The organism is Bifidobacterium psychraerophilum, from assembly GCF_000741705.1.
Taxonomy (GTDB): Bacteria; Actinomycetota; Actinomycetes; order Actinomycetales; family Bifidobacteriaceae; genus Bombiscardovia; species Bombiscardovia psychraerophila.
Genome location: NZ_JGZI01000009.1, coordinates 1 through 20,679, shown reverse-complemented (window position 1 = coordinate 20,679; position 20,679 = coordinate 1). Strand labels below are relative to the sequence as shown.

The following is a 20,679-nucleotide window of genomic DNA, read 5'->3' as shown; positions in this document are numbered from 1 at the left end:
TGGGGCGGCCCGTCGTTCGGGCTGCTGTGCCAGACAGGTGGGCGCATGCCACCCGGATGCTCAGCCGTATCGCAGCAGGGCTTCGATCCCGGCACGGTCGGCGGCGAGTTGCTTCGCGTCGGGACGTGTGGGCCAGGCTCGCAGGTCGGTGATGATGGGTGGTGCGGAGCGCAGGAGCACGATGCCGGTGCCGAACGGGAGGCGGCGGATGCGGTCGGGCGGCAGGATCGGCACCCGGCGTATCGACCGCTGGTTCGACCTGCTGCCTTGGTCGCCCAGGGTCACGGAGTCGGTGGTTTCGTCGCGCTCCCCGATGAGGTTCGAGATGTCCTGGAGGTCGCGGGAGCCGGACGCCCCGCCCAGGATGACATTGACGATGGCCGCGTCCCAGATCGCGCTGGCCTGGTGCTCGTTCCACCGGTCCCGCGCCTGGGATAGGGATTGCAGGACGGGCATGGTCGTGATGCCCGACCCGCCGCCCTCCGCCATCAATGTGGGCAGGGAGGGCAGCGGGCTGAGGTTGGCGATCTCGTCCAGGGCGAGCAGCAGGGGCGGGTCGAGCCGCGCGCCGGGCGAGCGCGCCGCCATGCGCCGCGCGGTCTCGATCAGGTCCTCCACCAGCGCTGCCACCAAGGCGGCTGAGGCTCCGGCCCCGCTGCCGGTCGCCAGCAGGAAGAGGGTGCCGCGTTCTTGGATGAAGGTCTCGGGGTCGAAGCTCTCGCCCGGTCCGGGTGATACGGCGTCGAGGACCCGCGGGTCGGCGAGCGAGCCGAGGGCGAGGGAGACGCCTTGCCAGATGGAGTCGCGGGTGCGCGGGTCGGAGTCGATCATGGCCTGCAAGGACTCCGCCCACCCCGTCGCCGCGCCCGGCGCGGCGTTCAGTATGGCCACGGCGTCGGCGGCCGCCACCGGGTCCAGGGTCCAGCGGAACAGTTCGGCAGGACTCCTATGATCGATGGCTGCCGCGTGCAGCAATGCTTGCAGGGCGCTTCGGGTCTTGCCTTCCCAGAAGCCGCCGGAGTCCACGCCGCCGGCTGAGAGCCCGGTGCCGGCGGCGAGCCCGGTGGCGCGAATCATCGCGGTCTGTGGGCTCTCGCAGCCGCGGATGGGCGACCAGCGCAGCCCCGACGGCAGGCCCTCGGCCAAGTGCTGGGGGTCGAAGATCGCTACCGGGCCGATCTTGGCTCTCGCGCGCATGGTGGCGGTCAGATTGTCGGGCCGGGTCGACGTGCAGACGACCGTGCCCGGCGCATCCAATATCGCCGGGATCACGAGGTGCAGGCCTTTGCCGGAGCGAGGAGGGCCGATGACCATGATCGAGTCCTCCACGCTCGCCCAGACGCTTGCGCCCTTCGACCTGCCCAGCAGGTAGCCCACGTCCTCCGGCTTCGGAGACTTCAGGCTCGGCCGCAGGTTCGCGGCGCGTTTCAGCAGGGTCTTCGTGGAGGCGGTCTGCGCGATGTCGTGGCGGGTGGCGGTGCCGGCCATGCGCCGCGGATCGGCCTCCATCGCACTGGTAAACCGTCGCACCCGCAGCCACACGAATATCGCCGCAGCGCCGATGAGCGTGAGCATGAGCCCGGTGACCATCCAGTAGATGACCGGGTTGAGATTCGCCGCGCCGAGTGCGGTGCCGGGATTACTCGGGTGGAGCAGCACGCCGATGCCGGACGCGGGCCCGCCCGTCGGCTGATTGGTCCCGCTGAGCCACGCCGCGACGGAGCCGGCCCCGCGCAGCACGAGCGTGAACGCCACCAGGGCGAGCAGACAGACCATGGCGGCGTTGGTCAGCTCGTCGCCCATCGACCCTGAACGCTGCGGCTGGCTCACGGAAGCCGCCTGACCGCCAGCGTGCCCGACACCCGGCCCACGAGCACCACCTCGGAGACGCCGGGGTGCTCGGCCGGGTCGAGGAACGCCCGCGCCGTCCCGTCCTTGCCTGCGTCAATATGCCCGATGACCGGGGCGATGGCGATGTCCTCGCCGGGAATGAACCCGTCAGCGCATATCTCGGCCAGCGTGGGGCTGGGTGCGGCGTGCCGCGGCTTCGACCCCTCCACCTCGTGATGCTGGGGTTGGGGCTGGGCTGGGAACAGGTCGGTGAAGGAGGTGCCGTCGGTCTCGTGCACCTCCACCCACACTGGCACCGTCCGCCGCTCGGAAGCCCGTTCGATGATCTCGGGCAGCGAGCTGCGCCGCCACGTCGTGTGGGCGGGCGGCGGCAGGACGGTGCCGTCCCTGGTGACGGTGATCGTGCCGTTGCGGTGGACGGTGAGGACGACGAGGGGAATCGTGACTGGTGCGGATGACGCAGGAGGTGTCTTCATGCCCGTCAGGTACGCACCCGGCTCCCGACGCTTCAGCCCATTCGGCTGGTGGTGTCGAACAGGGCCAGTTCGTTGGGGTGCATTTGGTGTTGGACGACGAACGAGCGGTCCTTGATCCGCCACAGGCCCTGCCCTGTTGAGAGGGTGGGGAGGAGCTTCTGTTCGGTGCCGGTCAGCCCCAGGGTCTGGGCGGTGATGCCGAGCTGGTCGGATTCCTGCCGGTAGATGATCCGCGTCTCCGCGTTGGCCAGGAGGCTGGTGGCAAGGGCCCGGTTGGCGGAGCCCTGATCGCCGACGGTGTCCAGGTCGGTGAGTTTGTGGAAGACGAGCATGTTCGCGATCCCGTAATGCCGGGCGAGCCGCCATTGGGCGTCCATGCGGCGCAGCAGTGCGGGGTGGCTCATGAGTCGCCAGGCTTCGTCGTAGATCATCCAGCGCTGTCCACCCTGGGGGTCCAGGAGGGCGGCTTCCATCCATGCGGACGCGCAGGTCATGAGCACGGAGAGCAGGGCGGTATTCTCCGCCACCCGCGACAAATCCAGGGAGATCATGGGTAGCGACGGGTCGAAGGTGATGGTGCTGGGCCCGTCGAAGAGTCCTGCGAGGTCTCCGGCGACGAGGCGGCGCAGCGCGTGGGCGACGAGACGCCCGTCGTCGGCGAGTCTGCCGTCGTCGCCTGCCGGGTCGGGGGTGAAGAGCCGGTCGACGACCATGGGCAGGATCGGCACCGCATTCTCCCTGACGGTGGCGGTCAACGCCGCGTCGAGGGCGGTGTGCTCCAGGGGGGTCAATGGTCGGCCGAGCACGGTCTCGGCCAGTGCGCCCAGCAGGTCGCGGCGCCGGGAGGCGACGGTGGACGCCCACGCCGCGTCCGACAATCCCGCCGGCCGGTGGCCCTCGTCGAGCGGGTTCAATCGGGTGGCGAGGCCGTGGCCGAGGATGATGGCCCGGCCGCCGACGGCCTGGGCGACTGGGGTGTGTTCGCCTTTGGGGTCGCAGGGAATGTAGACCCTGCGCCCGAACGGCAGCGACCGCGTGTACAGGGATTTGGCGAGGGATGATTTGCCGCTGCCGACGATGCCTGCGACGATGAGGTTGGGCGCGGTGATGACGCCCTGCTTGTACAGCTGCCACGGGTCGTACACGAAGCTGCCGCCCGAGTAGAGGTCCGCGCCGACGAACACGCCGTTCGCCCCGAGGCCTCCTTCGGCCAGGAACGGGTACTGGCCCGCCAGCACGGCCGAGGTGTCCTGATGACGCGGCAGGCGGAAGCGGCCCGGGCTGCGCAGGGCGTCGGACCCGGGTTCCCCGGCCTTGGGCAGGTAGCGGGTGGCCTGCCGTTCGGCCCGCTCCGCGTCACGAAGCTCCCGAGCGGCGTCCCGTTCGGCCCGGTGCTGCTCCTGCTGAAGCTTCGCGGCGGCCTGCCGGCGTTGCCGGCGTAGGCGGCGTCGTTCGTGGGCGGGCGAGACGAGGACGGCGGTGTGCAGTCGTTCCTCACTCATCGTCCCGGCTCCCTGTCATGGGTGGGTTCGTCGGACATGGGCATGATGTCTCCTCAGTGGGTTAGATGGTGCGGGCGAGCGGCAAAGCGGCGGCGGTGAACGCCTGGGCCTGCTGGCCGACCAGACGTCTGGTCTCGCAGGAGGCCTGGATGGCGGCCTGCTCGATGGCCGCGACCGCCGCCTCCAATTCCGGCTCGGATGGGGCGCTGACCGAGATCAGGCCGGAGTATCGGAGCACGCCGTGGCCGGCGGTGAGCTCTGATTCCTGTTGGAGCACGTCGTGGTATTCGGCCGCTTGGGCGGCGTCCTCGATCTGGCCGATCCTGGCCCTTTGGGTGGCGTCGGAGATGTACTCGACCTTCTTCTTCCTGATGTCCCGTGCCGCGATGTCGGAGCGCAGGGGCGTGTAGAGCAGGCTGAGGGAGCGTTGGATGCCGGTGGACAACGCCAAGGGCGCGAGGAACCCGGGATAGACGAGGGAGCGGGGCCATTCGCTGATCCACAGCACGGTGTGGTGGGCGGAGTCGGTGCGCAGGCCGCCCCAGGTTTCGGTGACCGCGACCGGGCCGGCCGTGGCCAGCTCGCGTCCAATGGAGCCATGGCGTTCCAATGCGGCGGCGACCGCCGGGTCGTAGGCGGAGCGCAGGATCACCGCCATATCACCGGCCTTCAGCCAGCCCGAGGGGTGCAGATCGGCGGAGCGCAATGCGGTGGTCAGGGTGCCCATTTCCTGGCGGAGCACATTGGCGGCGCCCTTGACGCCGCCGCCCGCGGTCCTGATCTGCCGGGCAGCGGTCCGCATGTTCAGGGCGAGGCTGATGGTGGTGGCGTGGCGTTCCCCGGCCGGACCGGCCCGCTCGATCAACTCCCCGTACGTGGTCGACGCCCAGGAATCATCATGCGTGCCATGCCGATCCCACCATTCGGCCAGCCCGGTGCCCGAGTCGGACAACGTCCGTTCCAGAATCTGGAGGGTGGCGATGTGTCCGGAGCGGCAGGCGGTGGCCAGGACGCGGCCCCAGCTGGTGACGCGGCGTTCCTGCTCGCTGGGGTCCAGGAGGATGAACGCGGGATGCGACACCTCCAACATGGCCGTCAACGTCTGGCCGTGCGGGTCGTGGATCATGCACGCCCCGGTGTCCGGGTCGGTGTATTCGCGCAGCCGGGCCATGTCGCCAGGCAGGGCGAGCGTGCCCTCGGGGCGCGGCTGCACGATCCGGCGGCGATACAGGACCTGCTCGCCGGTGCTCCTCCACAGCCACCAGAAGCCGACCGGCAGCCACTCCACCAGAGGCCGGCCCGCGATGGGTATCCATGTCAGCGCGATGCTGGCTGCCCAGATGGGTGCGGTGTAGGCCACGAGCATGCCACCGCCCGCATACACTGCCACCACGACGGTGCCGAGCGCGACACCCAGGGTGATGAGCTGGGCGAGAGAGAGCCCCAGCAGGATGCCGCGGCGGGTGAGGCGGGAGAACTTGACTGGCACCAACTGCGTCGAAGGCGTGTCGTCACTGCTGCTCATCGGTTCACTCCTTGCTCGACGGGGTCCTGGGCACTGGTGGGGGCGGCGGAGGCGGCTCGCTGCCACGCGACCCACCCGGCGAACCCGACGACGGCACGCTCGGCGGCGACGATGTGGCCGAGGCCGGAGGGCCGGGCGATGGGTTGGTTGTCGTCTGGTTCGCGGCGTCGGCGGCCTGCTCGGCCTGTCCGGCCAGCCTGGTGGCCGCCTTGGGGCCGGCGGTCGAGGCCTCTTTCGCCACGATCAGCGCGCCGGCCACCGGTGCCGCAGCCGCGGCACCGCCCGCGGCCGCACCGCTGAACGTGGCCGTTGCGCTGCCCGATGCCCCCGCTCCTTGACTGGCACCCGCGGTAGCCGTCGAGGAGGTCGGTCCGCTTGATGGCAGGCCGCTTGGCGCACCGCCACCCGCGCCGCCACCGGTACTGCCGCTGCTGCTGCCGTCGAGAATCTTGGTTGGCCCCTCGCCCGAGGATTGGGTGGGAATGGGCAGGGGCCGGTTGAGCGCGCTCTTGGTGTCCTGTTCGGCGCCCATCTGGTTGTAGAAGTCCACGCCCACGAACGAGAGGAACCGGTAGACCATGTACGGGGAGAAGCCGGCCAGGGCCATGAGCACGATGCCCGCCAGCGGGTCCGACACCGAGGTCAGGTCCGTGGAGATGGGTGCGGAGACCTGGGTGATGGCGACCAGGAAGATCACCACCAGCACCAGCTTGGACAGGATCAATGCGAGCACGAACATCGCCCACTTACTAATCCATCCCTTCGCCGCATCCCATGAGGAGCCGGAGAACGCCAGCGGGGCGAGCACGATCGCCACCAGGAGCAGGGCCTTGCGCACCAGGAGGGACAGCCAGACGATCGCGGCGGCGGCGATCGCGAGTCCGGCCAGGAAGATGATCAGGATCGCCCCGACGCCGGGCGAGGCCATCGTGATACCGGCCAGGCCCGCGACCAGTGCCGCGATCTTGTCGCCCATGGATTGGGTGGTCTCCCCGGCGGCCTGGATGATGCCGGTGGACAGCTGGTCGGTGATCTGCAACGCCAGGCCCACCAGGGTGATCACCAGGAAGCTGCCCAGCACGCTGTGCGCCAAGCCTAGGGCGGCGCGCGACAACGCTCCGGGGTCGCGTTTGAGCAGGCCCGTGATGAGCTGCAAGAGGAAGAACAGGAGCATGAGGGTGGCGCCGATGCCGAAGATCAGGTTGTAGACCTTCACGTATTCGGGGCGGGTCACGTCCACTAATGTCGTCGTGTCGAACACCGACCAGACGGCGGTGAACAGCCAGCTCGCGGCGGCACCCATGGCCTGAGCCAGCCAGTCGAACGGGGCCGCCACCAGAGAGGCGGCACCCTCGCCCGCCACATCGCACACGTTGGAGATGACGGGGACATCGCACACGCCCATCAGCAGCCTCCTCCCGGTCTGGTGGATGCGGTCATACGGCTTGCCCGACGTTCCAGAAGAAGTTGATCAGCGTGACCGCGGCCCCGCAGATCACGGCGGCCCCGCAGGAGACGAGCACGCCGACCTTGCCCCGGGACGCCAGGTGCGGGTTCGAACTGTTGGCCCCGAACCCCCATACGATCGCCGAGACGATCAGCGCGAGCACGGACAGGATCAGACCGACGGTCATGACCGCGCCCACGATCGTGCGCAATTGGGCGATGCCGGGCAGGCCGTTGGTGTTCGGGGTGATGTCGATGTCCGCCAGCATGATGCCGGCGACAGGAACGAGCGAAACAGCGAAGTCGATCATGATGTGCTCCCAGAATCAGGGCCGCCCACGGGGGTGCGGGCGACAGCGATATGTCCCCAGACAGGTGCGCGCCCACGCCCCGAACATGAAGAAAGCCCGCCCTCCCAGAAGGAGGACGGACAGCAAGAGAAACTGTGGTCAGAGTTGGTCGCCGACGCCGATCAGCCAGTTCAACAGCGCCACGCCGCCACCGGCCATGACCGCGACCCCGAGGGCGACGAGCACCGCGGTCCGGCCGCGCGAGGCCAGCCGATAGTTGCCGGTCGAGACGCCGAACGCCCACACCACCCCCGAGACGACCAGGGCGGCGACCGCGGCGATCAGGGTGATGGTCAGCAGCGCGCCCACCACGTCCTTCAGGCTGTCGATCCCGGACAGACCGCCGAAGTCAGGAAACACATTCATGATCCACGCCTCCCTCAGTTCGCTTCGCATGATACGTCGACGGCCGCCGGCGCGGTTGCCGGGGTCGTTTGTTCGGTTTGTGGTTCGGACGTGCATGCGCTGCTCGTGTCCATGTCGACCGTGTTGTTCTGGCTGGTGGCCCCGTGCTCTTTGAGCCACTTGTCGCCGTCGATGGCCTGCCCGCCGCCGGGCCTGACCTCGAAGTGCAGGTGGGGTCCGGTGGACTGGCCGGAGCTGCCGACGTCGCCGATGTGCTGGCCGGCGGTGACCTTCTGGCCGACGGCCACGAGGATGCCGGTCTTCCACATGTGGATGTAGCCGGTGGAGACCGGCTTGCCGTCGACGGTGTGGTCGATGACGAGATGCCCGCCCCATGCCTCGGAGTATTCGGCGAGCGTGACGATCCCGTCGGCCACTGCGTAGATGGGCTTGCCGTCGGGGGCGGCGTAGTCGGTGCCCTCGTGCAGGGTGCGCGCCCCGGTGATCGGGTGAGTCCGGTAGCCGAACGGCGAGGTCAGCACCCAGGTGCCCTCCGGCAGGGGGAACACGATCCGCGAGGTCTCAGGAATTGCCGCATTCGGCTCGCCTGAATTGCTTGCGGTAGGTGCGGTGAGGGTGTCGATGATGGTCTGGGCGACGGGCTCGTAGTTGCGGTAGCGGTCGGGGTACGCGCTGACCTCGACGGCCTGGGCGGCCTGGCCCTTGTCCATGGATTGCCAGCCGGGGATGTCCAGGAGGCCGCGCGGGGACGGGTAGTTCGGCCCGGTGGGGCCGCCGAAGAACGCCTTGACCTGATAGGCCGGGTCCATGAGGTCCTTCACGCTGCCCCACCCGGATTGGGGGCGCATCTGGAACAGGCCCAGCGAATCGTGATCGGACGCGTCCCCGTCGTTGGGGTAGTCGGCGGACTGCGGGTAGGCGCTGGTGTTCGCGAGCATCCGCAGTGTGGATTCGGTCAGGGCGGCCATGAGGGCGATCTGCACGCCGTCGCGGGTGACGCCGTTGATCTGGGAGCCGACGGTGATGATGGTGGCCGCGTGGGTGAGCTGCGCTTTGTTCAGCGTGAGCGTGGTGCCGTCCCCGGCCGTCGCCTTCAGGGAGTCGGGCACGCTGCCCACCGTCAGACCGGTGGCGGTGGCGGTGCAAGCGCCGTTCGCGGCGGGGTTCATCAGCACCGCGACGCCCATGAGCATCGTGGAGGGGCCGAGCAGGATCAGGGCGAGGGCGGCGATGGCGAGCTTTCTCAACATGAGCGCCTCTACTTGAGTGGGTTGTCGAGTTGGGACAGGCGCAGCACATGGCACGAGTCCGCGTTCGGCGGGCAGGCGAGGAATACGGTGAACGTGACCGCGAAGTCCTCGCGTACCGGCCGGCCGTCCCAGGTCCCGGCCCGGTGGCGGGTGCCCTCGATCGTGATGGCGGTCGCCCCGTCCGGCAGTTGGCCGGCCGTGGCCTGCTGCACGGCCTGCGCCCAGGCGGCGGGCACGTACGTGCGCGTGATGGTCAGGGATTGGCGGGTGGCGTGTTTGCGCAGTTGGATCCACTGCTCGCGTGAGGGAAGATATGCCGCCACGTCGGATGCCAGCCCGGCCTGTTCGGCCCCCGTCGGGTCGTCCACCGTCAGGATCGGCGATGTGTAGTCCACGGGCCACAACCCCACGCCGGTGTCCCAGCCGAACAGGGCGGTGGCGACATTGCGGGCGAACACGTCAGGATCGGTCGACCTCTGAACTGTCGGTGGCTTCGCGGCCGACGGCGAGGCACTGGCCGAAGGCCCGGCCTGCGAGGGGCTCGACGCCGGGGACGGTGAGGCGGAGGGCTGCGTGCGGCCGGTGAGCAGTCCGTACACGCCCACGCCGGCAAGGACGAGCAGTACGAGTGCGGCAGCAAGCGCGGCGACGAGGCGGCCACGCGAACGAGAATCGGGAAAAGTCTTCATGACCGGCAGGTGCACCCATGCGCCCCGCCCCCGATCGGGCGAGGATCAGACGGCGCGCAGGCGGGGCTGCTGGTCGCGCAAGGCGCGCAGCCGCCGGGCAGCCTGGGCGGTGCCCTCGGCGGTGGCGTAGAACGCTTCGGCCTGCTCATCGCTCAACTGCCGGGCCAGGCTCTCCAGGTCGTAGCGATCCCACCAGTCATGCAGTTCGCCCCAGGTCAGCACGAACGCGCGCACCGCATAGCGGGCCGGCCCCTTCACCGCAGGTGCGGGCTTGGGTTTGCTCGGCGCGTCCTTGACCCTGGCGAGCGCCTCGTCGGCCAGCAGGTGCAGGCGGGCGTCACGATCCACGTCGGCGGCGTCCACGCCTGCGCGCACGTCCTGGTAGATCGGGTGGACCGGATCGCCCGCCTCGATCCGAGCAAGACCGTCGCGGGCCCGTTGGCGCAGCCCGTCGGAAAGCTCGGGGTTGTCGGCGGCGTCCTTCAGGTAGCCGATCTTCTCCAAGGTCGTGTCCGAGGGGGCGCCGGGCACCATGCCGGCCGCCTGCTTGCTGACCCGCGCCACCGTCTGCGCCGGTGTGCCAAATTTTGGCGCACCGCCGGTGGCCGGCTGATGGGCGGTGCTGAACCGGCTGGCGCTCTGACGGCGGGAGGCATCCTCGGCGAGCAGCAGTTTGATCTCCCGGTACAGGGCCTCGGCCTCCAAGGGGGTCAGCTCCTTGTGCAGCACGTTGTCGTCCTGCTCGGCCAGCAGGTGGGCGAGCCGGCCCGAGATCGCCGAACGCACCCACACGTTCACCGTCTGCCAGCCCAACCGGCGCACCGCCGCGAGCCGTCTGGCCCCGCACACCAAGAGCCCGTCGGGGGTGATGGTGATGGGCTGCAACAGGCCGTCACGGCCGATCGAGGCGACCAACGCGTCCAGATCGCCCAGGTCTTGGCGGTGGCGTTGGCCGACCCGGATCGAGGAGACCGCCCGGTCCAATTCGATATAGCCCGTCGCCGCACCCATCAGGCACCCCGCACATCCAGCCCGCCGGGCGCGGCCAGCACGAGCGTCGCGACCAGTTCGTCATCGGCGAGCAGATCGGCCAGGCTCTGACCGGTCAGGAGCCGCAGCAGGATGCCCTGGCCACGGCTCGTGGCCGCATACGCGGCATCAGGGCTGCCCAGCAGGATGCGCAACAATGCGGTCCACGACGCGGCCGGCACATCCAATAACGCCCGGGCATGCCGGTCCCGGCGCAACGCCTCATACGTGGAGGCGCGGCTGCCGAGCCGGGCGAGCGCATCGCACACATGGCCGACCGCCGCCTCCACCGTCCCCCGGGGCCGACCAAGCAGCGTGCACAAGGTGACCGCGTCCTCGATGACGCCGATCACCGATCCTGTGTCCTTCTGCTCGGCGTGCTCGTCGGCGTTCGGGTCGAGGACTTGGAACGCGGGATGGTAGTCGAGCAGGAGGTTCTCGCGTTCGGAGAAGCGCTCCGGATCATGGAATCGGGAGACCTGGGGACGGCGCGCCTGATGCGTGGAGCACAACAGGCCTTGGGCGCGCTGTTCGGCGATGCAGGTGATCCGCACCGCGTGCGTGATCACCGCCCACGGGTCCGCGGCGTTGCGGGCGGCCCGCGTGCGCATCACATCGAACGCGGCCCCGGCCGCCTCCCACGGGTCCAACCCGTGCTTGCGCGCCAGGCCGGCGTACTTCTCGGCGGTGAACGCCATCAGCTCGTCCACGATTGGATCGGCCCGCCACGCGCCCCGCCCGGCCCGGTGCAGCCGGGTCAGGATCGCGCGCAGACCCTCGCCGGTACGGAAATCATCGCCCCCGTCGGGAGCGGCATTCAGGATTGTGCTGGTCATCATCTGGGAACCTCCTGCACAGCAGGTAGGCACCCGCTCCCCGCACCGGCGGGGGCTTGCCAAACGGGCGGTACGCATAAGCCATCACCGCATCCCCACCTCAGGACGGGCCGCCGCCATCGACGACGTGCCACGCCGTCCGAACGCCGAGACCGGCGGCAACTCCCGCACCCGCCGCGACACCGCCCCGACCCCGGACGCCAGGCCACGCCGCGTCTGAGTACCGACCGCCCGGTGCAAGCGGATACCCACCCCGGCGACCCGGCCCGTGCCACGCGCGATCAGATCAGAGGCACGCACCCACTCGACGCCACGAGAACGCACCGAACTTAGCTTCTCCTCCAACGCCCGCCGGGAAGCATCCGTCTTGACCGCATCCTGCACCATGCCTCCTATCTGCTCGGCGGCAGCCGTGACGGCGCGGGGCTCAACCCCGAACGCGTCGAGGTGCAATCTCTGATTGTCGATGTCGCGCGGAGTCTCCGTCATCTGCCGCGGTTCGATGGGGTTGTTCATGGGTTGTGTGTGCTCGTTCATGGTTCATCTCCTGCCGTACCCGATTCGATTCCAGTAGTGGGGTGCACGACCGTGAACCAGCGGCCCACCGTCGAAGGGTGGACGCCCAGATGCCGGGCGATCCGCTTGTTCGACCAACCCGCCCCACGCAACTGCCGCGCCCGCTCGCGCCGGTCCGCAGGCGACTCGTCGGCTGGTGAATCGCTGCCGACGGGCTCTTCAATAGGGGGCGCGTCGGTGGTCGTCCCGTTCTCGCTGAATGCCTGGCCGAGTTCCGGCGACCGCTCACCAGATAGAAGTTCCGGCGCGACCGCAGCAGACGTGAGTAGCGAGCCGGTATCCAGCGCGGATGTCTGGCGCACTGTGATGGCCGGGGTCTGTGGCGATGCTTCGCTCGTGTGGGTGGCGTCGGGTGTGCGGGTGAGGATGACCGTCAGATGCGTGATGGCCAGCAGCACGATGGGCGGGACGGCGGCGACCGCCGCCGCCAAGAGGCTGGGCACATCGGTGTCGGCGGCGACGACGGCGTGCACGGCGTTGGCGGTCACCGAGATCAACGCGCCGCCGGCCAGCAGCATCCACGGATACCACGCCGACTTCTGCCCTCCTAGGGCGACGACCGAGACGGTGGCGACCACGATGATCCCATCCACGATCAACGGCCACGCCCACGCCTGACCCGACGCGATACCCGAACGCGCCGCCAGGTCAGCCAGAGCGGTGAAGGACAGCCAGAACGCGCCCAACGCGATCAGGCACGTTCCGGCGATCGCGGTTCGCGCCGCCCACCGGCGGCTTGCGGTCCTGGTCATGGCAGCCTCCTTGCAGGCGAGGCGTGCTGCGGGTCCCGACGCACAAAAGAGCCAACCGAAGACGCCGCGGCTGTGCTGGCGGGTGCAGGCTGGGTGGTGCGGTAGGCGGAGCGCACCGTCACCGCGACCTCCCGCTCCGACAGGCCCACGCCCTGTGCCGGGGAGCGCAGCGCATCGAACGCGTCGGCTGGGGCGAGCCCGTGTTCGGCGAGGCGGCAGGCGGCCCAGAACAGGCCCCGGTTCCGCTCGCCCTCCACCAGCGTGCCCACCCACGACGCAATCCGCCCCACGCGCACTGCATCAGACAGCACAGGCCGAAGCACATTACGCCACGCGACCGGTTGCGGATCGAGGAAACCCCGCAACCGCGCCGCATCCACCGACTCGACAGCGTCGGCGTGCAGCTCGACGACCTCATACGCCCGCAGCACGCCGTCAATACGCACGCGGGAGGGCGGAGCGACGATGTAGCCGCCGTCGCCACGGAAGTCGATTCCGGCCCGTGCGGCCTGCCACGACCGCTGCTCCATGCCCGGGTCGGCCGGATAGTAGAGGTGCATGCCGCCCGACGGAGTGCGCACCACCGCCAGGGGCCGCGGCAGCAATCCGACGTCGCGCGCACGGCGGAAGGCGTCAAACCCGCTAGTGCCATGCACATCGACATCCACCGCCACGACCCCTGACATTCGACCGGTGGGCACCGCCAGGTTCGCTTTGGGGACTTGCCGCCACCACGACTCGACCCGCGCGAGCTCGGTGCTGGCATCCAGGAAGCCACGACCGCCCGGCAACGGACGCTTGCCACCCGGCACGCAGGCAAACACCGGAACACCGGCCTCGGCCAGACGGCCGGCGGCGAGAGCAGGACGTGGCGAGAGATCGCTGAACACGGAGACAAGCGGATGCATCACAGCCCCCGTCCCGCAGGAACCGGCTCACCAAGCCTCACCTGCTGGCTCTCGACGACAGAGGCCGCCCTGAATGCGAGCCGAGGCCCCGCGTTACTCGGGGGTTCCCGGTCGAGGCCGAGCGGGTTGCCGTCGCCCACCTTGAGGGTGTCGAGCCGGTCGAGCACGCCGAGCGCGGTCCTGCGCACGCGTTCACCGGTGGCCTTGACGGCCTCGACCGGGCTGGTGTCCTTCACCGAGGACGCCCACCCCGACACGTACGGCACCGTGTAGCCGCTGGTGTCCATGCCATGGGCCGCCCCCACCATCAGGGCGACCGACTCGGCCTCCACCTCGGCGATGCCCCGATGCGCGCGCGTCTCCGGATTGTCCGGCCCGTGCATCAACACATGCGCCAATTCGTGCGCCAGCGTCTTCACCCGCGCCGCATCCGACATATCCGAACGCACAGCGACCGTCCTAGCCGCATAGTCGGTCATCCCGTTCGCCTCACGGATCACCGAGGCATCAGGGACTCGGAGCAGGTCGAACCCCGCCGCCTTCACCTGCGCGGCCAGCCCCTCCCACAAACCCTCCGGCGCCTGGCCTTCCAGCAACCTAGGCGCGGGCGGTTCGGGGATCGGTTTACCGTCGGTCTGGCTCACATCCCACACATAGGCGAGCTTGACGCCCACCATGCGCGAACGCTCAACCTCATTGGTCTTGCACTTCTCACCGCGCGCCAGGCGCCGCCACGACGTCGGGTCCGACGGGTTGACCGTGGCGAAGCGGGCGGTGACAGGGGCGAAGATCATGTAGCCGGCCTGGCCCTTGACCACCTGACGTTCCAGGCCCTGCCACTGCCGATAGCCCGCCACGTACGTGGGAAACGGTTCGGCGACACGACCCTGCCCGAACGCCGCCTGGTGCTGCGTCCAAATCAGCAGCGTGTTGCTGAAGCTGCGCGAACGAAACCGGGCCGCAAACGACACTGCCCGCACCCAGTCCTCGCCTGTGACAAGCCGTTCGACCGCACCAGCCAACCGCCCATGTAGTTCCTCGAGCCGCGCCTCGCGCGCGGCCCGCATCTCCTCTTCCGTCGCCATATCAGGGCCTCCCTCCGTCGGGGACCACCCAAAGCACGGGCGGTCATGCGGCTATGAGGTACGCCAGGTCCGTCACGAAGACGACAAAGAGCAAGCCCCGGGATGCAACCAAGACCGTCAGGATCCACAACGAACCCGGCGAGTCCTTACTGGTTTACGCGAGACACGTCAGCAACGGAACCGTGATATCTGAGAATCCCCAAATCAGGAGCATCAATGACCGGATTGGGAGCGTCCAGGTACCTGCAAACTCAACCGACGATATTCGAGTGGAGTTAACCCCGAGATTTCTTTGAATAATTGAGACGCATGACCACGACTATGCCAACCAACCTGGCGCATTGCTGCCTTAATCGGAGTATCTGTTTCTCGTAATAATGTCGCCAATTTTTCGACTCGGACCATGGTGAGATATTTTGATGGTGTCTTTCCGTAAGAGTGGACAAACATTCGAACCAACTGAGAGACGGACATATGAGTCTTGGCCGCCAAGACACTCAATGTCCATCGACATGCCGGATGCATGCGCAAGAGCTTGGCAGCTTCCCGGGCTTCTTCTCTTAATGGCTTGAGTTGACAATGGCGTGGCAGCGCTGACTGCTGGCAATATGAAATATGCGTCTGTGTAGGTGTAACTGTCTTAAAAGGCATTATCACATCCGCAACCAAGAACCACAGAGCTTGTATGCGATTGAAATTCGAAAAATACTCGTCATTCTTGGTGAGAAATCCAAGTTCATCCAACCACGACGTCAACATTTCAGCGTGTTTTTCATCCAAGTCTAAATGGATAATCTGCGGAGTCTCGACGCATATGTCTGAGATAAATTTTTTTGCATCAAACCGATCACTCAAAAATCTTACGTGTCGCCAGAATATTTGATCAATCACGTAGTTGGTATCCATATAGATCTCAGTTATCGTGACCCCATCTTCGGGCTCAATACCGCATACAGTATTTGTGCTTAATAGCACCACATCACCAACGTGTACGGACTGCTTCCCGAGTTCACTCGACAGAACTGCGGAACCTTTTCGCACAACAAACAGTCTCGCGCATTCGTAAGCCACCGGTTCTAGACTTTTTCGAATTGTCTCCGTTCGAGCTATCACTGGACCCATGCATCCAATGCTCTGGCTCGTTCGAATATTGCCAGCCATGTCTTCGACAGCATTGAGCTGCGATCTCATATGGAAAACATCAGACACGGGAAGACCCCCGGATTCCGCACGGATACTATCATTGACAGCTCATAGATTTTTGAGAGTCTGAATGATTTGATGTGGCCTTGTTGACTGTTCGAAGAGGCCATAACACCTCAATGGAAGCCCTCGAATCACAACATAAATTGGTGTCCTAAATGTTTGACAACAATGCCGATTACCGGAACTCTTTCCATCAGAATCTGAAAACATGATTGGGAATGGATTGCACATCAGAGCTGATATTTACCGCAATAAGTATATTGACATCAAATAATTGCGTTCAGACGGTATGGCTTTGGGCCTAATAGCTAAAGCCTCCCTCCTGCGGCATCAGAACTACCACTTCGCAACCAGATCACGAATATCCTGATCGAGTAACGCGTTGGTGGCTTCAACCAAACGGGTTTGCGTATCTGGATTAGTAGCGATCGGATTTGGTTCCTTGATGCGGCCACTCGAAAGGTAGGCGCCATTGGGAAGTGCGTCATCCAATCCAGCCAATACGTTTTTTGCCGCTTCCACAGGCGATTGCCCGTGGAGTCCGGGGAACATGTCATGCAATAGTGGTGTCTCGGTTAGTCCCGGACAGACAGTGACAATGCCGGATCCTGTCTCGCCCAATTTCCCGGCAACCCATTGACTGAATGTCACGATGGCCAGTTTTGAGCGTCGGTAGCCATCGAAAGCTGAGTAACCGTGTTCGAGTTGGAGATCATCAACATTGAGATCGGCCGATTGGTGCGTTTCCGATGCTACATTAACGATGCGATGTCGAATCACGTCATGCAGCTCGGTTACCAGCTTGACCATGGCAAGATAGTTCACCTGCAATGTTTCTTCAATGCCGTCCGACGTGACAATGCGCTTATTGGTTGCAGGGGCAACGGCGTTGTTGATCAGTATGTCGGCTCCGCCTGCATCTCTCACCCGCCGTGCCAGATCCGATACTTCTGACAGGCGGGTGAAATCGGCTTGGAAATATTCGACTGTGGCCTGCCCGGGCCCACGCAGCTCTTCAAGTAGATCCGAGACTGTGTGGAGCGGCTGGACGCCGTGGACGAACAGCCGGCGAACGTCTCGGGCCAGTATGCGGGCTGTAGCCTCGCCGACTCCGGTGACTCCGCCAGTTACAAGAACTGTCTTGCCTGTTAGGTTCATAGGATTATCTCCCTCTGTTGCAGTCATCAGGCATGAACGTGGGTTGCGTGACGATGGTGATGTTCAGAATTGTTCTGTGGGTCTGATGACGATTTCGTTGATTGCGCTGCGTCGAGGGCTGGTGACGATGGTGGCGACTGCCTCGGCGATGTCCGATGCTCGGAGGGGTTCGATTTTCCCGAACATGGCCTCGAAGTCCTCGGCAGACCCCTCGCGATGGTCGAACAGTTCGGTGTCGACCCGTCCCGGTTCGACGACCGAGACGCGCAGATGCTCTTTGGCGTACTCCTGACGCAATGCCTCAGAGACCGCGGTCACGCCGAATTTCGTTGCGTTGTATCCCGCTGTTCCGGGAGCCGCGAATCTTCCTGCAACGGAGGAGATGTTGACGAGGTCAGCCACCTTCCTGGGCTCTTGTTGCGCGGCCGCGAGCAGATGCGGCAGCGCGACCTTCGAGACGTGCAGCAGTCCGCGCAGGTTGATGTCGATCATGCGATCCCAATCGTCCAAAGTGAGTTCGGCGGTGGGGCCGTTGAGCATCAGCCCGGCTGCATTCACCACCGTGTCGAGGCGCCCGAGCTTGGATACCGTGCGTTCCACGGCGTCCGTCGCGGCGTCGGCATCGGTCAGATCCGCTGAAACGGTGAGCACGGTGCTGCCGGAAGCCCGAAGTTCATCGGCAAGCTCCTCAAGCCGTTCGGTGCGACGCGCGACGATCGCCACGCTCGCTCCCGCCGCGGCCAGGCGACGCGCACTTGCCTGTCCGATGCCGCTGGAGGCCCCGGTGATCAATGCCACTGTTCCCTGTAAGTTGTCGACCATGGTTTGGCATTCCTTTCTCGATCTTGCCAATACACGTTCAGTCAATCCCGTCAAAGCGATTCATGAAAGATGATGGTTGGTCTTGAGTTACCTAGGATTGCCAAGACCAGATAGCAGGCGACGCGTATACGCATGTTGTGACAGAATGTGAAACATGCCTGATTTCGGCGGCCTCCGTGAATTTCTGACCTCCAGACGGCGGGCGATCGACCCGCGGGAGGCTGGTCTGCCCGTCTCCACGGTTCCGCGTCGCCGCCCCGGTCTGCGGCGTGAGGAGGTTGCCGTGCTGGCAGGGGTCAGCGTCGACTATTACACGAGGCTGGAGCAGGGCCGGGTCGGCAAAGTCTCCGACGCGGTGATCGATGCGGTGTCCAAGGCGCTCAATCTCGACGGGACCGAACGCGATCATCTGCATCGGCTGCTCGATTCAGCTGGGGCGACGAGGCGATCCACGGCAACCGCGACCCCGCATTCAACCCGACTTCGGCGAATCGCACGCCCCGCACTGGCAGAGCTTGTCCGGCTCATGGACCCGGTGCCCGCCATACTGCAAGGCCCACGCATGGAAGTGCTCGCCATCAACCGCATAGGGGCTGCCCTGACCGCGGACTTCGATGCGATGCCTGTCAAAGAACGCAACATCGCCCGCTGGCTGTTCCTTGACCCGTCGGCACGTCGCGTATACCCGGACTGGGAATCTGTGGCCGCCGGAACGGTCGCCGCACTGCGCCGTTCCTGGAATCCCGGTTCACGCGACACCATGCTCGAAGAACTCGTCGGCGAGCTTACCGTGAAGTCACCCGACTTCTCCCGCTTCTGGTCCGAGTACCGACTGTTTGAGCATGGGTACGGACGCAAACGGTTCCACCACGATCTTGTCGGTGACCTGACACTCAACTACGAGACCCTCAGCGTGGCCGGCGATGACGGTCTGTTCATCTCCACGTACGCCGCCGACCCCGCCTCGCCCTCGGCCGAGAAGCTTGATCTGTTGATCAGCTGGGTGGCCGGGCATGACGGGCTCCCGTCGCGGGGTGGCTATGATCGGTCTTCGACGACGATTTTGCCGAGGGTGCGGCCTGATTCGACGAGTTCGTGAGCCCGGCGCAGCGTGGCCGCGTTCATCGGCGTGAGCGTTTGGGTGGCGGTCGTCTGCACTCGTCCTTCGTCGACCAGGCCGGCGACGTGGTCGAGCAGCTCGTGCTGGCCGATCATGTCGGGGGTGTGCTGGACGGGCCGGGTGAACATGAACTCCCAGTGCCAGCCGATGCTCTTGGCCTTCAACGGCTCCACGTTGCGCGGGCCGTCATCAATGGCCGTGATCTGGCCGAACGGCCGGACGATCCTCGCATACAGGGACAACTGGCGTGCCGAATGTGCGGTGAACAGCCAGTCCACCCCCCGTGGCGCGATGGCCAGCACCTGGGCGGCCAGATCGCCGTGATGGTCCACCGTGTGCTCCGCCCCCAGACTCTTGATCCATGCGGCGCGTTGGGGATCGGACGCCGTGGCGATCACGGTCACCTCGGGCAGCAGCGCCTCGGCCAGCTGCACCATGATGGAACCCACGCCGCCCGTGGCACCGACGACCAGCAGCGTGCCGTGACTGTCGAGGGTGAGATCGAACCGTTCGAAGAGCGTCTCCCACGCGGTGATCGACGTCAGGGGCAGCGCCGCCGCGGCGCCGAACGACAGGGACCGCGGCTTGCGCCCCACGATGCGCTCGTCCACCAGGTGCAGATGCTGGTTCGTGCCCGGCCGGTCGATCGTCCCGGCGTAGTACACCTCATCCCCGGGCTTGAACAGGGTCACGGCGCTCCCAACCGATTGGACGACGCCGGCCGCGTCGAAGCCGAGCACGCGCAATCCCCTCGCCGACGCGTGCGCGCGCAGCTTCACGTCCACCGGGTTCACGGACACCGCCCTGACCTCGACCAGCAGGTCATGATCCAGGGGGGCGGGGACCTGGATCGTGCGTTCGATCAGGCTCGACGGGTCGGTGATGGGCAGGTTCTTTTCATAGCCGATGGCTGTAGTTTGATAGGTCATGCGCACACCGTATCAAACGGAAGACAGTTACCATCAAGGGCATATAGTTCCCAATGGAAACCTGCTATACTATTGGTTATGCTTAGATCATCTGCATCCGACACCGCACCGGCCGGGGAATGCGCCCGCAACGACGTGTACGCGGCCATGTGCCCATGCCGCGACATGCTCGACCTGCTCGCCAACAAATGGAGCGCCCTGGCCATCGGAGCCCTCGAACAAGGCCCGCGCCGCTTCGGCCAGCTGCGCCGCCAGCTCGAGGGCATCAGCTCCAAGGTCCTCTCCCACACGCTCAAACGCCTGGAAGACGAGAACCTCATCACCCGCACCGTCTACGCCGAAGTCCCCGTACGCGTCGAATACGCACTCACCGAACTCGGCACCAGCGCGGCAACCCCACTCAAACACCTCCGCAACTGGGTCGAAACCAACACTCGCACACGCTGACACCACCACACATCTGGCCAAACCGGCTCGGTTCGTACATGCCCATAGACACCGGGCGTAACCGGTGCTCATGCCGGTAGAGTCGGAGTGTTGGCCCATGCTTGGGTCATGCTGCGTGAAGAAGGATTGACGTGACCGAACCCTGGGTGTCCGCGGACGACATCGCCGCCCATCTGGGTGTCACGAAGGACACCGTGTATACGTGGATCGCCGAGAAGGCCATGCCGACGAGCAAGGCTGGTCGCCTCTGGAAGTTCCAAGCGAGCGAGGTTGACGACTGGGTGCGTAGTGGGGCGGCAGCCGAAGAGCACAGGCCCTCCGGGCCGCAGTCGAATGTCAGTGGCCGAACCTACGCT

22 protein-coding genes are annotated in these 20,679 nt (G+C 66.2%); 3 read left to right on the top strand and 19 right to left on the bottom strand.

Going from position 1 to position 20,679, the window contains the following annotated elements:
• Positions 1-60: 60 nt before the first annotated feature.
• From BPSY_RS03960 to BPSY_RS03875, 18 genes are all read right to left on the bottom strand, one after another.
• Positions 61-1,803: a type IV secretory system conjugative DNA transfer family protein gene (locus BPSY_RS03960; protein ID WP_034886638.1), complete on the bottom strand. Its 1,743-nt coding sequence runs from the start codon at positions 1,801-1,803 to the stop codon at positions 61-63.
• Between the two features lie 23 nt (positions 1,804-1,826).
• On the bottom strand, positions 1,827-2,327 hold the full coding sequence (locus tag BPSY_RS03955) for a hypothetical protein (RefSeq protein WP_033498414.1): 501 nt from the start codon (positions 2,325-2,327) through the stop codon (positions 1,827-1,829).
• Between the two features lie 32 nt (positions 2,328-2,359).
• A complete protein-coding gene (locus BPSY_RS03950; protein WP_033498416.1) occupies positions 2,360-3,829 on the bottom strand; it encodes a VirB4 family type IV secretion system protein in 1,470 nt (489 codons plus the stop codon).
• Positions 3,830-3,890: 61 nt separating this feature from the next.
• Positions 3,891-5,354 carry an SCO6880 family protein gene (locus tag BPSY_RS03945; RefSeq protein WP_033498419.1) on the bottom strand — a complete coding sequence of 488 codons (1,464 nt, stop codon included), beginning with the start codon at positions 5,352-5,354 and terminating at the stop codon, positions 3,891-3,893.
• Positions 5,355-5,358: 4 nt separating this feature from the next.
• Positions 5,359-6,759, bottom strand: coding sequence for a hypothetical protein (locus tag BPSY_RS03940; protein ID WP_034886633.1), 1,401 nt, complete (start codon positions 6,757-6,759; stop codon positions 5,359-5,361).
• A gap of 31 nt (positions 6,760-6,790) precedes the next feature.
• On the bottom strand, positions 6,791-7,111 hold the full coding sequence (locus BPSY_RS03935) for a DUF6112 family protein (RefSeq protein ID WP_033498272.1): 321 nt from the start codon (positions 7,109-7,111) through the stop codon (positions 6,791-6,793).
• 138 nt (positions 7,112-7,249) lie between these two features.
• The gene (locus BPSY_RS03930; RefSeq protein ID WP_033498279.1) at positions 7,250-7,516 is read right to left on the bottom strand and encodes a DUF6112 family protein; all 267 of its coding nucleotides are present in this window, start codon (positions 7,514-7,516) and stop codon (positions 7,250-7,252) included.
• Between the two features lie 14 nt (positions 7,517-7,530).
• A complete protein-coding gene (locus tag BPSY_RS03925) occupies positions 7,531-8,766 on the bottom strand; it encodes a M23 family metallopeptidase (RefSeq protein ID WP_051921687.1) in 1,236 nt (411 codons plus the stop codon).
• Between the two features lie 8 nt (positions 8,767-8,774).
• Positions 8,775-9,455, bottom strand: a complete 681-nt coding sequence (locus BPSY_RS03920) for a hypothetical protein (RefSeq protein WP_033498271.1) — start codon at positions 9,453-9,455, stop codon at positions 8,775-8,777.
• A 45-nt stretch (positions 9,456-9,500) separates the two neighbouring features.
• Positions 9,501-10,466: a ParB N-terminal domain-containing protein gene (locus BPSY_RS03915; protein ID WP_033498270.1), complete on the bottom strand. Its 966-nt coding sequence runs from the start codon at positions 10,464-10,466 to the stop codon at positions 9,501-9,503.
• Positions 10,466-11,323 (bottom strand): hypothetical protein, encoded by an 858-nt coding sequence (locus BPSY_RS03910; RefSeq protein ID WP_033498269.1) that lies wholly within the window; start codon positions 11,321-11,323, stop codon positions 10,466-10,468. The genes BPSY_RS03915 and BPSY_RS03910 overlap by 1 nt, the downstream gene beginning before the upstream one ends.
• 81 nt (positions 11,324-11,404) lie before the next feature.
• Positions 11,405-11,857, bottom strand: coding sequence for a hypothetical protein (locus BPSY_RS10985; protein ID WP_051921685.1), 453 nt, complete (start codon positions 11,855-11,857; stop codon positions 11,405-11,407).
• On the bottom strand, positions 11,854-12,648 hold the full coding sequence (locus BPSY_RS03900) for a DUF2637 domain-containing protein (protein WP_051921683.1): 795 nt from the start codon (positions 12,646-12,648) through the stop codon (positions 11,854-11,856). The genes BPSY_RS10985 and BPSY_RS03900 overlap by 4 nt, the downstream gene beginning before the upstream one ends.
• A complete protein-coding gene (locus BPSY_RS03895) occupies positions 12,645-13,556 on the bottom strand; it encodes a bifunctional DNA primase/polymerase (RefSeq protein WP_033498268.1) in 912 nt (303 codons plus the stop codon). The genes BPSY_RS03900 and BPSY_RS03895 overlap by 4 nt, the downstream gene beginning before the upstream one ends.
• Positions 13,556-14,641: an ArdC-like ssDNA-binding domain-containing protein gene (locus BPSY_RS03890; RefSeq protein WP_033498267.1), complete on the bottom strand. Its 1,086-nt coding sequence runs from the start codon at positions 14,639-14,641 to the stop codon at positions 13,556-13,558. The genes BPSY_RS03895 and BPSY_RS03890 overlap by 1 nt, the downstream gene beginning before the upstream one ends.
• A gap of 213 nt (positions 14,642-14,854) precedes the next feature.
• Positions 14,855-15,547 (bottom strand): helix-turn-helix transcriptional regulator, encoded by a 693-nt coding sequence (locus BPSY_RS11360; RefSeq protein ID WP_202961773.1) that lies wholly within the window; start codon positions 15,545-15,547, stop codon positions 14,855-14,857.
• A 636-nt stretch (positions 15,548-16,183) separates the two neighbouring features.
• Positions 16,184-17,005 carry an SDR family NAD(P)-dependent oxidoreductase gene (locus BPSY_RS03880; RefSeq protein ID WP_051921681.1) on the bottom strand — a complete coding sequence of 274 codons (822 nt, stop codon included), beginning with the start codon at positions 17,003-17,005 and terminating at the stop codon, positions 16,184-16,186.
• 63 nt (positions 17,006-17,068) lie between these two features.
• On the bottom strand, positions 17,069-17,827 hold the full coding sequence (locus tag BPSY_RS03875; RefSeq protein ID WP_033498265.1) for an SDR family NAD(P)-dependent oxidoreductase: 759 nt from the start codon (positions 17,825-17,827) through the stop codon (positions 17,069-17,071).
• Positions 17,828-17,981: 154 nt separating this feature from the next.
• Between BPSY_RS03875 and BPSY_RS03870 the strand changes: the two genes are divergently transcribed.
• Positions 17,982-18,926 (top strand): helix-turn-helix transcriptional regulator, encoded by a 945-nt coding sequence (locus tag BPSY_RS03870; RefSeq protein ID WP_051921680.1) that lies wholly within the window; start codon positions 17,982-17,984, stop codon positions 18,924-18,926.
• On the opposite strand, the gene BPSY_RS03865 is transcribed toward BPSY_RS03870, so the two are convergent.
• A complete protein-coding gene (locus BPSY_RS03865) occupies positions 18,866-19,876 on the bottom strand; it encodes a zinc-binding alcohol dehydrogenase family protein (protein ID WP_033498263.1) in 1,011 nt (336 codons plus the stop codon). The two genes, BPSY_RS03870 and BPSY_RS03865, sit on opposite strands and share 61 nt — an antisense overlap.
• A 78-nt stretch (positions 19,877-19,954) precedes the next feature.
• On the opposite strand from BPSY_RS03865, the gene BPSY_RS03860 reads away from it, so the two are divergent.
• Positions 19,955-20,323 (top strand): winged helix-turn-helix transcriptional regulator, encoded by a 369-nt coding sequence (locus BPSY_RS03860; RefSeq protein WP_033498261.1) that lies wholly within the window; start codon positions 19,955-19,957, stop codon positions 20,321-20,323.
• Positions 20,324-20,454: 131 nt separating this feature from the next.
• A partial coding sequence (locus tag BPSY_RS03855) for a helix-turn-helix domain-containing protein (RefSeq protein ID WP_051921678.1) occupies positions 20,455-20,679 on the top strand: 225 nt, incomplete at its 3' end.

Excerpts from the sequence above, each read along its gene's own strand:
- BPSY_RS03925 (WP_051921687.1), bottom strand. The coding sequence starts at position 8,766 with ATGTTGAGAAAGCTCGCCATCGCCGCCCTCGCCCTGATCCTGCTCGGC.
- BPSY_RS03895 (WP_033498268.1), bottom strand. The coding sequence starts at position 13,556 with ATGCATCCGCTTGTCTCCGTGTTCAGCGATCTCTCGCCACGTCCTGCT.
- BPSY_RS03865 (WP_033498263.1), bottom strand. The coding sequence starts at position 19,876 with ATGACCTATCAAACTACAGCCATCGGCTATGAAAAGAACCTGCCCATC.
- BPSY_RS03940 (WP_034886633.1), bottom strand. The coding sequence starts at position 6,759 with ATGGGCGTGTGCGATGTCCCCGTCATCTCCAACGTGTGCGATGTGGCG.
- BPSY_RS03955 (WP_033498414.1), bottom strand. The coding sequence starts at position 2,327 with ATGAAGACACCTCCTGCGTCATCCGCACCAGTCACGATTCCCCTCGTC.
- BPSY_RS03860 (WP_033498261.1), top strand. The coding sequence starts at position 19,955 with ATGCTTAGATCATCTGCATCCGACACCGCACCGGCCGGGGAATGCGCC.
- BPSY_RS03930 (WP_033498279.1), bottom strand. The coding sequence starts at position 7,516 with ATGAATGTGTTTCCTGACTTCGGCGGTCTGTCCGGGATCGACAGCCTG.
- BPSY_RS03960 (WP_034886638.1), bottom strand. The coding sequence starts at position 1,803 with ATGGGCGACGAGCTGACCAACGCCGCCATGGTCTGTCTGCTCGCCCTG.
- BPSY_RS10985 (WP_051921685.1), bottom strand. The coding sequence starts at position 11,857 with ATGAACGAGCACACACAACCCATGAACAACCCCATCGAACCGCGGCAG.
- BPSY_RS03935 (WP_033498272.1), bottom strand. The coding sequence starts at position 7,111 with ATGATCGACTTCGCTGTTTCGCTCGTTCCTGTCGCCGGCATCATGCTG.
- BPSY_RS03900 (WP_051921683.1), bottom strand. The coding sequence starts at position 12,648 with ATGACCAGGACCGCAAGCCGCCGGTGGGCGGCGCGAACCGCGATCGCC.
- BPSY_RS03870 (WP_051921680.1), top strand. The coding sequence starts at position 17,982 with ATGCCTGATTTCGGCGGCCTCCGTGAATTTCTGACCTCCAGACGGCGG.
- BPSY_RS03915 (WP_033498270.1), bottom strand. The coding sequence starts at position 10,466 with ATGGGTGCGGCGACGGGCTATATCGAATTGGACCGGGCGGTCTCCTCG.
- BPSY_RS03950 (WP_033498416.1), bottom strand. The coding sequence starts at position 3,829 with ATGAGTGAGGAACGACTGCACACCGCCGTCCTCGTCTCGCCCGCCCAC.
- BPSY_RS11360 (WP_202961773.1), bottom strand. The coding sequence starts at position 15,547 with ATGGATACCAACTACGTGATTGATCAAATATTCTGGCGACACGTAAGA.
- BPSY_RS03875 (WP_033498265.1), bottom strand. The coding sequence starts at position 17,827 with ATGGTCGACAACTTACAGGGAACAGTGGCATTGATCACCGGGGCCTCC.
- BPSY_RS03880 (WP_051921681.1), bottom strand. The coding sequence starts at position 17,005 with ATGAACCTAACAGGCAAGACAGTTCTTGTAACTGGCGGAGTCACCGGA.
- BPSY_RS03945 (WP_033498419.1), bottom strand. The coding sequence starts at position 5,354 with ATGAGCAGCAGTGACGACACGCCTTCGACGCAGTTGGTGCCAGTCAAG.
- BPSY_RS03920 (WP_033498271.1), bottom strand. The coding sequence starts at position 9,455 with ATGAAGACTTTTCCCGATTCTCGTTCGCGTGGCCGCCTCGTCGCCGCG.
- BPSY_RS03890 (WP_033498267.1), bottom strand. The coding sequence starts at position 14,641 with ATGGCGACGGAAGAGGAGATGCGGGCCGCGCGCGAGGCGCGGCTCGAG.
- BPSY_RS03910 (WP_033498269.1), bottom strand. The coding sequence starts at position 11,323 with ATGATGACCAGCACAATCCTGAATGCCGCTCCCGACGGGGGCGATGAT.